Consider the following 13,192-nt stretch of genomic DNA (forward strand, 5'->3'; position numbering starts at 1 on the left):
CCGCACTGTCCGTGCGGATGCCCGGTGGATGCTGAAACAAGTTCAGCATGACGAGAAAAGCGAAAAGGCGGACCGGGTTACGGCTTGAGGCAGGCCACCACACCCGTGATCACCGACTTGGTCTCCGCCACATCGCGCACCCGCACCGTATCGAGCCCAAGCGTCTTGGCCGGATAATCATTCCCGCCCGGGAAGATCGCATCGCCCAGGAACATGATCTCGTCGAGTGCGACACCGACCGTCTCGCTCAGCCGCTTCAGCCCATAAGCCTTGTCGATCCCCTCGCGCGTGATGTCGATCGAGGTCGCACCGCCGATATTGATCGCGAAGCCCGGCAGCATCGGCTGGAGCAATTCGCGGATATGCTTGCGCTTGGCGTGATCGGGATCCCACTTGTCCTTGGCCTCGAGCGGGGCTTCCTGGCCGAGCGCCGAGAAGGTGATCTGCGAGCCGCGATCCTCGATCTGCTCGCCCCAGATCTGGTCGGTGGCATAGCCGGCCTGCTTGACCGCTTCGGTCAGCGCGGTGCGGATGCACTGGCTCTCATCGGGCGTGAACAGATCGCCATAGACGCGGGTCCAGTCGCCATTCTCGAAGCGGTAGAGCTTGGTGCCGGTGGTCGGCTGGATGATGAAATTCTCGAGCTTGGCGCCGGCCGGCATGCGGCTGACCACCTGCTTTTCGAATTGCGGCCAATCGCCGCCGGAGATGATGTCGACCATCGCGACATCGAGCAACTGACGCAGCAGATCGGCCATCTCATCGTCGAGTGGCTGCTTCGAGAGTGCGAGCGTCCCGTCGAGATCGAAGGCAACCAGCTTCTTCATGCGTCTTTCCCCATCATCGGCAGCAGGATCGTGTCGATGGCGTGCGCGACGCCATCTTCGTCATTGCTGGTAGTCGTATAGCGCGCCTGCGAGCGCACCTCGGCCGGCGCCTGGCCCATCGCGATCGCGATCCCGGCGCGTGCGAACATCGGCAGATCGTTGGGCATATCGCCCAGCACCGCGACATTCTCCAGCGCCACGTCTTGGGCTGCGGCCAGCGAGGCGATGCCGTCGCCCTTGTTGGCCCGGATGTGGGTGACATCCAGATAATAGGTCTGCGACTGGTTGATCGTCGCCTGCATCCCGAATTTCGCCTGCGCGCGCGCCGTCAGATCGCGCAACATCGGCTCATCGTCGCTGACGAAGGTGAGCTTGTCGACGCGGGCGTAAAGCGGTGACATGTCGGTCGTGTGGATCGGCTCCTGCGCCGAAGCGATGCGCTCATGATCGACATGGAGCCCCTCCAGCACCGCGGCGTGCCACACGCCATCGGCGAAGATCCACGGGACGGCATCGGCGCCCGCCACCAGATCGAACATGCCGCTCACCACGTCTTCAGGCACCAGATGGCGTTCGGTGATCGTGCCGTCGGTCTTGAACAGCAGGCCGCCGTTGAACGCCGCCATCGGCTCGGTCAGTCCCAATGCCTCCGCCAACGGGTAGAGCCCCGAAGGCGGCCGGGCGCTGATCAGCGTGAAGGGCATGCCGGTGGCGCGCAGCCGGCCGACCGCCGCGATCGTGCCGGGGGTCAGCTGCTTGGCCTTGTTGACCAAGGTGCCGTCGATATCGGAGATGACGAGACGCAGGTTCATCCCAGCTGGTGCCATTCGCGGCCGTCACGCGCGAGCAGTTCGTCCGCGCCGGCCGGGCCGGCACTACCCGGCTTGTAGGGTTCCGGCCCGCCCTTCGCCCATGCATCGAGGATCGGCTGGATCGCCGCCCAGCCCGCCTCGATCTGGTCGGCGCGCTGGAACAAGGTCTGGTCGCCCATCAGCATATCGTAGAGCAGGGTCTCATAGCCGGTGCGGCCACCGATCTTGAAGTGATCGGCATAAGCGAAATCGAGGCTGACCGTGGTCGCCTGGATCGCGGGGCCCGGCTTCTTGACCATGAAGCCCAGATCGACGCCTTCGTTGGGCTGCAGCTGGAACACCAGCCGGTTGGGCGGCAGATCATCGACCGGCGTGTCGCGAAACAGCGCCATCGGCACCGGCTTGAAGGTGATGACGATCTCGGTATCGCGCGCCGCCAGCGCCTTGCCGGTCCGCAGGTAGAAGGGCACGCCCGCCCAGCGCCAGGTATCGACGTACAGCTTCAGCGCGGCAAAGGTTTCGGTGCGGCTGTCGGCGGCGACATCGTCGGTCTTGGCATAGGCCTTGATCTTGCGATCGTCGACCTTGCCCGCCTGATATTGGCCGCGGACCGCGTCGGTCTTGGCCTCGTCCTCGGTCGGCTTGCGGATCGCGCGCAGCGTCTTGGCTTTCTCGCTGCGGATGGCGTCGGCGCCGAAATCGTTGGGCGGCTCCATCGCGATCATCGCGAGCAACTGGAACAGGTGGTTCGGCACCATATCGCGCAACGCACCGGTCGCGTCGTAAAAGGCGCCGCGCGTGCCGACGTCGACCGTCTCGGCGGCGGTGATCTGGACATTATCGATGTAGCGGCTGTTCCACACCGCCTCGAGCCAGGCATTGGCGAAGCGCGCGACCATGATGTTCTGGACCGTTTCCTTGCCGAGGAAATGGTCGATCCGGTAGACCTGCGCCTCGTCGACGACCTTCAGGATCCGCGCGTTGAGCGCCTGCGCCGAGGCGAGATCGTGGCCGAACGGTTTCTCGATCAGCACGCGACGGAAGCGGCTCCCCGTTTCTTCCATCAGCCCGGCCTGCGCCAGACTTTCGACGATCGGCCCGAAGAATTGCGGGGCGACTGCCAGATAGAAAGCGGCATTGCCCTCGCCGAGCTTGTCTTTGACCGCGTCGAAGATCGCCGGCTGGGTGAAATCGCCGGCCAAGTAGGTGATGCGCGAGCGCAGACTGTCCCAACATGCGCCCTTGGGCGCGAACTCGTCGAGCAGTTCGCGCAGCATCGCGTCGTCGCCTTCGCGCGATCCGATGCCGATGATCTGGAGATCGTTCCCGATCAGCCCATCGTTGCACAGGTTGGCGATCGCCGGAACGAGCAAGCGGCGGGTCAGATCGCCGCTCCCACCGAAGATGACGAGCGTGGCGGGCGGGGTCGGCTTGCTCGCCACGGCCTTCACGATACGAGCCTCACTGCGGCATCTCGACATGCCCGCCGAAGCCGAAGCGCATGGCCGAGAGGATCTTGTCGCCGAACGTATGCTCGACGCGGCTGCGATAGCGGGCGAACAGCGCGGCCGTCAGCACATGCGCGGGCACCGCTTCCTCCATCGCCGCTTCGATCGTCCAATGGCCCTCGCCCGAATCGGCGACGTTGCCGGAGAAGGATTCGAGCATCTGGTCCTTGGCGAGCGCCATCGCCGTCAGATCGAGCAGCCATGAGGACACGACCGATCCGCGGCGCCACACCTCGGCGATGTCGGTGAGGTTGAGATCGAAGCGCTCGTCCTCGGGCAGCTTGTCCGACTTCTTCGATTTGAGGATGTCGAAGCCCTCGGCATAAGCCTGCATCAGGCCATATTCGATACCGTTGTGGACCATCTTGACGAAGTGGCCCGCGCCCGCGGGACCGGCATGGATATAGCCTTGTTCCGCGCGCGGATCCTCGCCTTCCTGCTCCATGCGGTTGGGGGTGCGCGGGATATTGCCGATGCCGGGCGCCAGTGCAGCCAGGATCGGATCGATATGATCGACCGCTTCCTTGGTGCCGCCGACCATCATGCAATAGCCGCGCTCCAGCCCCCAGACGCCGCCCGACGTGCCGACGTCGACATAATCGATGCCCTTTTCCCTGAGCAGCTTCGCGCGGCGGATATCGTCCTTGTAGAAGCTGTTGCCGCCATCGATGATGATGTCGCCGGGCTCGGCGGTTTCGGCGAGCGCCTTGATCGTTTCTTCGGTCGGATCGCCCGCAGGCAGCATCACCCAGAAGATGGCCGGCTTTTCGAGCTTGCCCTTGATCTCCTCGAGACCCGAGACAGGGATGAAGCCTTCCTTGGCGAAGTCGGCGACCGCTTCGGCCTTGCGATCGAACACCACCGCTTCGTGGCCGGCCCGCTGAAGCCGGCGCACAATATTTCCGCCCATTCGGCCGAGGCCGATCATCGCAATCCGCATTGTCTTGGGCTCCCGCTCAGTCTGCCAGCGCGTCTTCGATCAAGGTTTCGAGCGCGGCGAGGTTTCCGTCCTTCAGATGCACGCGCAGCGTGCGCTGCCCGCGCGACGCCAGCACATCGAGATCGCCGCGCGCCTGGGCCAGCTGAACGATGCCGAAGCTCGCCTTGCGGCCCGGAATGGCGACGTCGGGATCCGGCGTCCGCGTGATTTCGAGGAACACGCCCGATTTGGGGCCGCCCTTATAGGCCTGCCCGGTCGAGTGGAGGAAGCGCGGGCCGAAGCCGGCGATCGTGGCAACCGCTTTCGCTTCGACGACCGCCTTGCGCATCCGCGACACGATCGCCTCATGCTCGGCATTGCGCTCGAGATAGACGAGGAAGCCGACATAATCCCCCGCGGTGGCGCTGGCGAAATGGTCGCGCAGGATCTCCACCGGATCGGTCGCGGCAAAAGTATGATCGCCGGGCGCCGAGAAAGCGAGCGTCGCATCCTCATGGAATGGGGTTTCCGGTGCGAGGCTGCCCGAACTCTCATACGCGTCGATCAGCTCGCGCGTCTTGATCTTGGCGTCTTCCACGTCGGGCTGGTCGAACGGATCGATCCCGATCACCGCGCCGGCGATCGCCGTGCCGATTTCCCAGCGGAAGAATTCCTGCCCGATCAGATCCTTCGACGCGAGCGTGATGCGCACCACCGGCTGGCCGGCGGCGACCAGCGCATCGGCCTGCTTCACGACTTCGGCGTCGTCATCGCCATCGAGCGTCAGCAGCGCGAACAGGCGATCGGTGCCATAATCCTCGGCCGGCACCAGCGGCTCGACGTCGACGGGGACGATGCCCTTGCCCTGCTTGCCGGTGGATTCGGCGAGAAGCTGTTCGAGCCAGGCCCCGATCGGCTCCAGGCTCGGCGAGGTCATGATCGTGAGCTTGTCGCGGCCCGAGACCGCGGCTTCGCCCATGATCGCGCCGAGCTTCACGCCCGGATTGTCGGCCGGGGCGACATCGCCGCCGCACGCGGCCGCCATCGGCGCGATCCTGGCGAAGAAGGCCTCGACATCGATCCCCATCATCGCCGCCGGCACCATGCCGAACACCGACAATACCGAATAACGCCCGCCAATCGCCGGATCGCCGAGGAAGATCGCACTGTAACGATGCTCCTTGGCGAGCTTTTCGAGCTTCGATCCCGGATCGGTCACCGCGACGAAGCGGCTGCCATCCTCGCCCGCCAGATCCCAGAAATAAGCGCGCAGCAGTTCGGGCTCCATCGTCGAGCCCGATTTCGACGCGACGAGGAAGAGCGCTTCTTTCGGATCGATCTTGCCGGCGATGGTCGAGACCTGCCCCGGATCGGTCGAATCGAGCGCATGAACGGTCGGCGAGCCTGGCGCCGCGTCGATGATCTCCGACAGGACTTCGGGCCCGAGGCTCGACCCGCCCATGCCGAGCAGGACGACATCCTTATGCCCCCTGGCCCGCTCGCCCAGCGCCTTGAGCGCGGCGAAATCGACCTGCTTGCCCAAGCCGGCCGCGAGCCAGCCGACCCATTTGGCTTCGTCGCCGCCGGTCCATAACGAGGCGTCGGCGTCCCACAGACGCTGCGGCCAATTCTCCGCAGCAGCCCTGGCAAGGCATGCATCGACGGCGGTCTGCAGCGTTTGCGGGAGCTGCGCCTCGAAGCCGTTCATCAGGCTGCCACCAGCTTGGCGCGCTTGGCTTCGATCGCGCCAAGCAACGTATCAGCCGCGTCGGAGAAGAGCTTCACGCCATCCTCGACCAGCTTGACGGTCACGCCGGGCAGGTCGAGACCGAGGCGATCGGCTTCGGCCAGGACATGCTTCGCCCCATCCACATCGGCCGCGAGCGTCTGCGCAAGCGTGCCATGGTCGCGGAACGCGTCCATCGTCTTGGGCGGGATCGTGTCGACCGTGTCGGGGCCGATCAGGCTGTCGACATAGAGCGTGTCGGGATAGGCCGGGTCCTTGACCCCGGTCGAGGCCCACAGCAGCCGTTGCGGCTGCGCGCCCTTCGCTTCGAGCGCCTTCCAGCGATCGGATGCGACGAATTCCAGATACCATTGATACGCCATCTTGGCGTTAGCGATCGCGACCTTGCCACGCACCGCCTTGAGCGCTTCGGCTTCGCCATCGCCGGCCTTCAGCCGCTCGTCGATCTTCTTGTCGATCTGCGCGTCGATGCGGCTGACGAAGAAGCTGGCGACGCTGGCGATCGTATCGATCGACTCGCCCTTGGCGACACGCGCCTCCAGCCCTTCGACATAGGCCATCGCCACCGCGATATAGGCGTCGAGCGAAAAGAGTAGGGTGACGTTGATGCTGAGCCCGTCCTCGATCAGCTGGCGGATCGCGGGAACGCCGGCCTGGGTGCCGGGCACCTTGATCATCAGATTGGGGCGATCGACCATGCCGTGCAGCCGCCGGGCTTCGGTGATCGTGCCGGGCGTATCCAGCGCGAGATAAGGCGAGACTTCCAGGCTGACATAGCCGTCCTTCCCGCCGAGCCGGTCATAAACCGGGCGAAGCGTGTTGCAGGCCGCCTGAATGTCCGACACCGCCAGTGCCTCATAGGCATCGACGACCGAAGCATCGGGATGCTTGCGAACGAAATCGGAGAACTGGGCGTCATAGGCTTCGCCCTGGCCCATCGCCTTCTCGAAGATCGACGGGTTGGAGGTGACGCCGGTGAGCCCGTCCTCCTCGACCAGCTTCTTGAGGCCTCCCTGTTCGAGGAAGGAACGGTCGACGAAATCGAGCCACGGCGCCTGGCCCAATTCCTGGAGCTGCTTCAACAAGCTGGTCATGAGATTCAGGCCTTTCCGATCAATTCGTGGGCGACCTTGACGATATTATCGACGGTGAAACCGAACTTGTCCTGGAGCTTGGAGGCCGGCGCCGATGCCCCGAAGGTCGACATGGTGATCGTACGGCCGTGAGCGCCGATATAGCGATCCCAGCCGATCTCGCCGCCTTGCTCGACCGCGATCCGCGCCTCGACGCCAGGGGTAAGGACCGAGTCCTTGTAGGCATCGTCCTGCAGTTCGAAGAGATACCAGCTCGGCATCGACACGACCCGCGCCTTCACGCCGGCTTCGGTGAGCTTCTCGTAGGCGCCGACCACGAGGCTGACCTCGCTGCCGGTGCCGATCAGGATCACGTCGGGATCCTCGGCGCTGGCGAGCACATATGCGCCCTTGGCCAGCCCCGCGGCGCTCGCATATTTGCCGCGGTCGAGCGTGGGCAGCGCCTGACGCGAGAAGACCAGAGCCGTCGGGCGATTGCCTTCCTTGATCGCCTCGCGCCATGCCTGGGCGGTTTCGTTGGCGTCGCACGGGCGGATCATGTTGAGCCCCGGCGTCGCGCGCAGGATCGCGAGCTGCTCGATCGGCTGGTGGGTCGGGCCGTCCTCCCCGACGCCGATCGAATCGTGCGTGAAGACGAAGGTGACGGCCAGCTCCATCAGCGCCGCCAGGCGGACCGGCGGACGCATATAATCGAGGAAGACGAAGAAGGTCGCCGAGTAAGGGCGCAGGTGCGACAGCGCCATGCCGTTGACGATCGCGCCCATGCCATGCTCGCGCACGCCGAAGTGCAGGTTGCGGCCGTCATAGCTGCCGGGCTGGAAGGAGCCCGAACTGTCGATCAGGGTCTTGGTGGACGGTGCGAGATCCGCCGAGCCGCCGACCAGCCAGGGCAGCTTGGGCGCTATCGCGTTCAGCACCTTGCCGCCGGCATCGCGTGAGGCCATGCCCTTGGCGTCGGCCGGGAAAGTCGGGATGTCGGCATCCCAGCCTTCGGGCAGCTGGTCCGACAGCATCGCGTCGAGTTCCTTGGCGAGCGCGGGCTCGGCCACGCGGTAGCGCTCGAGCATTGTTTCCCACTCTGCGCGCAGCGGCTTGCTGCGGTCGCCAAGCAGGCTCTGGAAGCGCTCGGGCACGCCGTCCGGCACGAGGAATTCCGAATCCTCGGGCCAGCCATAGGCCTTCTTGGTGCCGCGGATGTCGTCGTGCGTCATCGCTTCGCCATGCGCCTTGGCAGTGCCCTGGATCGAGCTGCCATAGCCGATGACCGAACGGACCACGATCAGGGTCGGCTTGTCGTCGGTCGCCTTGAAGCTCTCGAGCGCGGCAGCGAAGGCCGCGGTGTCATTGGCGTCGTCGACGTGGATGACGTGCCAGCCATAGGCCTCGAACCGCAGGCCGACATCCTCGTTGAAGGCGAGATCGGTGAGTCCTTCGATCGTGACGTGGTTCGAATCGTAGATCCAGCAGAGGTTGGACAGCTTGAGATGTCCGGCGAGGCTGGCCGCCTCGCTCGCCACGCCTTCCATCATGCAGCCGTCGCCGGCGAGACAGTAGATATCATGGTCGAAGACCGTGAAGCCCTCGCGATTATAATGCGCGGCGAGCCAGCGCTCGGCGATCGCCATGCCGACCGAATTGCCGCAGCCCTGGCCGAGCGGGCCGGTGGTGGTTTCGACGCCGGTGGTGTGGCGATATTCGGGGTGGCCCGGCGTCTTCGATCCGAGCTGGCGGAAATCCTTGATGTCCTGCAGGCTGACCGCGGGCTTGCCGGTCTTGTTGCCGTCCTTGTCGATCTCTTTCACGCCCGCGAGATGCAGGAGCGAATAGATCAGCATCGACGCGTGGCCGGCCGACAGGATGAAGCGATCGCGATTGGCCCAATCGGGCGTATCCGGATCGTAACGCAGGAACTTCGTCCAGAGCGTGTAGCCGACCGGCGCCATCGCCATCGGCGTGCCGATGTGCCCCGATTTGGCGTGGGAGACGGCATCCATCGAAAGCGTGCGGATCGTGTCGATGGCGAGCCGGTCGGGCGAACCGTCCTCGTGCAGGGCGGTGGCGCTGGTGGGCTGGGTCGACATGGAGTTCCTTCCGGCAGGGAAACGATAGGGGCGGCCGATAGCCCTGAAGCGAATGCGTGCGCAACGGGCCGACCGGGCAAGGGTTGCTTGGTATGCGATCTTTTTATGGTGACGGCGCGGCGGATCGTTCAATTCTCTCGACCACGCCCTGATCGGCGACGTAAACGGCATCGACCTCGTCCACAAACAGGCCGTGACCCATTACGCCGGGGATCGCCGACAGGCGCCGGGCGAGCAGGGCAGGATCGTCGATCGGCCCGAAATCGCAATCGAAGATGATGTTGCCCTGATCGGTCAGGGTCGGGCTCGCGTCCCCGCCGCGCAGGGTCGGCAGGCCGCCGCACGCTGCCAGCACATCGGCGACATAAGCGCGGGCGAGCGGCAGCACCTCGATCGGCAGAGCTGCGTGGCCGAGTTGGGCGACCCGCTTCGACCCGTCGGCGACCACCACCATCCGGCGCGCCGCGGCGGCGACGATCTTCTCACGCAGCATCGCTCCGCCGGCGCCCTTGATCGCGCGCAGACTGGGATCGAACTCGTCGGTGCCGTCGATGGCGAGATCGATCACCGCAACCGATGCGAGATCGCGCAGCGGGATACCGACTTCGCGCGCATGGGCTTCGGTGGCGAGGCTCGTGCCGACGGCCTCGATCCGCAGGCCTTCGGCGCACAGCCGGCCGATCTCGGATATCACAAAAGCAGCGGTGCTGCCGGTCCCGAGGCCGACAAGCATTCCGTTCTGGACCTCGGCGACCGCTGCAACGGCGGCGGCCTGCTTGTCTGAGTCCCGATTCATACCCATTCGATGCGCCCTGTCTGTGTCGTGGGCAAGTCAAACGCGCGCGGATCGGGCAAGCCTATACCAATCCACGCGGCGGGAGACACGCGGCCTGTTCGAGCCGGCGCACGTTTTGCCGGTGCTCGAAAGCCGGTTTGCGCTATCAGGGCCCCATGGTTGCCATCCCGATCACGCGCTCGATATCGATCGACAGCGATGAGCTTACCGAAAGCTTCACCCGCGCATCGGGCCCGGGTGGTCAGCACGTGAACACGACCGATTCCGCGGTCTTGCTGCGGTTCGATATCGCCAATTCGCCGTCGCTTCCCGAGGCGGTGAAATATCGGCTGGCCGCGCTGGCGGGTACGCGCATGTCCAATGCCGGCGTCCTGACGCTCCGCAGCGAGGGCGCGCGCTCCCAATTGCTCAATCGGCAGGAGGTGCGCGAACGCCTGATCGCGTTGATCCGGGAGGCGACGATCGTACCGAAAGCGCGCCGCCCGACCAAGCCCAGCAAGGCCGCGAAAGCGAAGCGCGTCGACACCAAGGCGCGCGCCGGCGCGGTCAAACGCGGACGGGCGAAGCCTGCGGTGGATTAGACGAAATCGCCTTCACACACGCCTTACTCGTCATCCCGGCCTTGAGCCGGGATCCCGCTATTTTCCGGCGAAACAGAAGCGGGACCCCGGCTCAAAGGCCGGGGTGACGATAACCCGGTCGGTGACGAATTTAGTGCGCTCCTTCCATGCTCGCAGCGCGCTTCGGCCGGGGAACGAACCAGATCGCCACCGCAGCGATCACGAACGCCACCGCCGCAATCTGGAACAGCTGGGTGATCGCGATCACGGTCGCCTGCTGATCGATCAGCGTCGAAAGCAGGCCGCGTGCCTGCTCGGCTCCGATACCGCGCTGGGCCAGGCCGTCGGCAAAAGCTGCTGGCGGCTGGACGATATTGACCAGGTCGGCGCGGTCGATCACCGCGCGGTTCGCGAACAGGGTCGTCGCAAACGAGGTGCCGACCGCGCCCGACAAGGTGCGGACGAAATTGGACAGACCGGCCGCCGACGCGGTTTCGGCGGGATCGACCGAAGACAGGCAGATGAAGGTGATCGGCACGAAGAACAACGGCATGCCGAACCCGTTCAGGATGTGCGGGATCGCCAGCGTCCAATAACCGACGTCGGTCGACCAGTGCGTCCTGAGCGCCACCGACATGGCCAGCCACAGGGTGCCCGCCGTCACCAGCATGCGCGGATCGACCTTGCCCGAGCCCGAGAGCCGGCCGACCAGCGGCGCCATCACCACCGCGAACACGCCCTGCCAGGCGAGCACATAGCCGGCATCAGCGGCGGTATAGCCCATCGCGCCCTGCAACCATTGCGGCGTCACCACCACGGAAGAGAAGAGCGTTCCGTAGATCAAGGCGAGCGCGATCACCGCGAAGGTGAAGCCGCGATGCCGGAACACGCGCAGATTCACCACCGGCTGGTCTGCCGTGATCTCCCAGATGATGAAGAAAGCGAAACCGACCAGGGCGACGATACCCAGCGCCTGGATCTTGGCCGAACTGAACCAGTCGTTGTCGCGCCCGATATCGAGCATGATCTGGAGCGCACCGACCCATACCACCAGCAGGACCAGCCCGACAAAGTCGATCTTCACCTTGTTGGTAGGCGTCTCGACCTGGCGGAGCATCAGGATCGCGCCGGTGACGCACGCCACCGCGATCGGGATGTTGATGAAGAAGATCCAGTGCCACGACCAATTGTCGCTGATCGTGCCACCGAGCAGTGGGCCGGCAACGGGCGCGACGACGGTGGTCATCGCCCATAGGCCCATTGCGGTACCGCGCTGCTTCGGCGGAAAGACGCGCAGCAGCAGGGTCTGCGTGATCGGCATGATCGGGCCGCCGCACAGCCCCTGACCGACGCGCGCGGCGACCAGCATGCCGAGGCTCACCGATACGCCGCACAGCATCGAAAAGAGCGCGAAGCCGATCATGCAGGCGATGTAGGTGCGGACCGCGCCGAAGCGCTGGACCAGCCAGCCGGTCAGCGGGACGCAGATCGCCTCCGCGACCGAATAGGAGGTGATGACCCAGGTGCCCTGATCGGGCGCGACCGCGAGGCTGCCCGAGATATGCGGAACCGACACGTTGGCGATCGACGTATCGAGCACCACCATGAAATTCGACATCGCCATGATGCCGCCCGCTGCGATCGCTCGGCGCAGCGTGAAGGTGGGCGCCTGCGCTTCGGCCACGGGTCAGCCCCCGACGTCGATCGTGACCGACATGGACAGGCCGACGCGCAACGGATGATCGGCCAACTCTTTGGGATCGAGCGCGATGCGGGTTGGCAGGCGCTGGATCACCTTGATCCAGTTGCCGGTCGCATTCTGCGCCGGGATCAGGGCGAAGGCCGAGCCGGTACCGCCGGCAAGGCCGATGACCTTCCCGTGATACACGACACCGCTGCCATAGAGATCGGAGGTCAGCCGCGCCGGCTGGCCGATCTTGACGTTGCGCAGCTGGCCTTCCTTGAAATTGGCATCGACGTACATGGCGGTGAGCGGCACCACCGTCATGATCGCATTGCCGGGTGCGACCCGCTGGCCGACCTGCACGCTGCGCTGCGCGATGACGCCGTCGAACGGCGCGCGAATGACGGTGCGTTCGAGATCGAGCTTGGCCGCGGCGAGCCGCGCGCGTGCGCCGGCGACATCGGGATTGTCGTTGATCGATCCGCTGACCAACGCCTGGTTCGCCTGGTAATTCTGCTGGGCGGAGCCCTGGCTGGCGCGCGCCTGCGCGATCGATGCCTGGGCGACGATCATCTGGCCCTTGGCGGCGGCATAGGCATTGCGGGCAGCGGTCAGTTCATCGCCCGAAACGGCACCTTCCTTGGCCAGCGCCTGGCGGCGTTCGAGATCGATCTTCGCCTTGTCGAAGGCGGCCTGTGCCACCTCGGCCTCGGCCTGGGCGCGGGCAACATCGCTGCCGCGCGCGGCGACCTGCAATTCGAGCGCGCTGCCGGTGGCGCTGGTCTGGCGATATTGGCGTTCGGCCGCGGCGAGATCGGCCTCGGCGCGCATCGCGACGATCCGCGCGTCGGACGGGTCGATCGTAACGAGGATATCGCCCTTCTTCACCGCCTGCGTGTTGGCGACGCGTACGCTCTCGACCGCACCCGCCACCAATGGCGTCACCAGCGCAGTATCGGCCCCGACATAGGCATTGTCGGTCGACACGTGCCGCACGCCGATCACGAAATGGTAGAGCGTTGCCAGCAGGCCGACGCCCACGACCACCACCACCAGGATGGTGAGCCAGCGGCGGCGGCGTTGTTGCATCAGGACACGCTTTTCGGCCTCGGCGGCCTGCGCGGCGGGTGCGGGATCGGGCTGATCGGCCATCTGTTCTTCCTA

The 13,192-nt window shown here is 65.4% G+C and carries 11 protein-coding genes; 1 reads left to right on the plus strand and 10 read right to left on the minus strand.

From position 1 onward, the window contains the following. Positions 1-77 precede the first annotated feature (77 nt). The 8 genes from AB4Z44_RS17215 to rpiA form a co-directional block, all read right to left on the minus strand. The gene (locus tag AB4Z44_RS17215) at positions 78-827 is read right to left on the minus strand and encodes an HAD-IIB family hydrolase (RefSeq protein WP_404710904.1); all 750 of its coding nucleotides are present in this window, start codon (positions 825-827) and stop codon (positions 78-80) included. Continuing rightward, complete coding sequence (locus tag AB4Z44_RS17220) at positions 824-1,639, minus strand: Cof-type HAD-IIB family hydrolase (protein WP_404710905.1); 816 nt, start codon at positions 1,637-1,639, stop codon at positions 824-826. Before AB4Z44_RS17220 ends, AB4Z44_RS17215 begins: the two co-directional genes overlap by 4 nt. After that, on the minus strand, positions 1,636-3,090 hold the full coding sequence (gene zwf, locus AB4Z44_RS17225; RefSeq protein ID WP_404710906.1) for a glucose-6-phosphate dehydrogenase: 1,455 nt from the start codon (positions 3,088-3,090) through the stop codon (positions 1,636-1,638). Before zwf ends, AB4Z44_RS17220 begins: the two co-directional genes overlap by 4 nt. A gap of 10 nt (positions 3,091-3,100) precedes the next feature. Further along, complete coding sequence (gene gnd / locus AB4Z44_RS17230; protein ID WP_404710907.1) at positions 3,101-4,087, minus strand: phosphogluconate dehydrogenase (NAD(+)-dependent, decarboxylating); 987 nt, start codon at positions 4,085-4,087, stop codon at positions 3,101-3,103. A 16-nt stretch (positions 4,088-4,103) separates the two neighbouring features. Beyond that, complete coding sequence (locus AB4Z44_RS17235) at positions 4,104-5,774, minus strand: hypothetical protein (protein ID WP_404710908.1); 1,671 nt, start codon at positions 5,772-5,774, stop codon at positions 4,104-4,106. Beyond that, a complete protein-coding gene (tal, locus tag AB4Z44_RS17240; RefSeq protein ID WP_404710909.1) occupies positions 5,774-6,907 on the minus strand; it encodes a transaldolase in 1,134 nt (377 codons plus the stop codon). Before tal ends, AB4Z44_RS17235 begins: the two co-directional genes overlap by 1 nt. A 5-nt stretch (positions 6,908-6,912) precedes the next feature. Further along, a complete protein-coding gene (tkt, locus tag AB4Z44_RS17245; protein ID WP_404710910.1) occupies positions 6,913-8,988 on the minus strand; it encodes a transketolase in 2,076 nt (691 codons plus the stop codon). A gap of 103 nt (positions 8,989-9,091) precedes the next feature. Next, a complete protein-coding gene (rpiA, locus tag AB4Z44_RS17250) occupies positions 9,092-9,784 on the minus strand; it encodes a ribose-5-phosphate isomerase RpiA (protein ID WP_404710911.1) in 693 nt (230 codons plus the stop codon). A gap of 155 nt (positions 9,785-9,939) precedes the next feature. Here rpiA and arfB point away from each other — a divergent pair, with 155 nt between their 5' ends. Next, positions 9,940-10,365 carry an alternative ribosome rescue aminoacyl-tRNA hydrolase ArfB gene (gene arfB / locus AB4Z44_RS17255; RefSeq protein ID WP_404710912.1) on the plus strand — a complete coding sequence of 142 codons (426 nt, stop codon included), beginning with the start codon at positions 9,940-9,942 and terminating at the stop codon, positions 10,363-10,365. Positions 10,366-10,495: 130 nt separating this feature from the next. Here the strand turns inward: arfB and AB4Z44_RS17260 are convergent, their stop codons facing one another. Further along, positions 10,496-12,028 (minus strand): DHA2 family efflux MFS transporter permease subunit, encoded by a 1,533-nt coding sequence (locus tag AB4Z44_RS17260; protein ID WP_404710913.1) that lies wholly within the window; start codon positions 12,026-12,028, stop codon positions 10,496-10,498. 3 nt (positions 12,029-12,031) lie between these two features. After that, positions 12,032-13,180 (minus strand): HlyD family efflux transporter periplasmic adaptor subunit, encoded by a 1,149-nt coding sequence (locus tag AB4Z44_RS17265; protein WP_404710914.1) that lies wholly within the window; start codon positions 13,178-13,180, stop codon positions 12,032-12,034. Between the last annotated feature and the right edge of the window lie 12 nt (positions 13,181-13,192).

This window comes from Sphingomonas sp. MMS24-J13, from assembly GCF_044905095.1.
Classification (GTDB): Bacteria; Pseudomonadota; Alphaproteobacteria; order Sphingomonadales; family Sphingomonadaceae; genus Sphingomonas_I.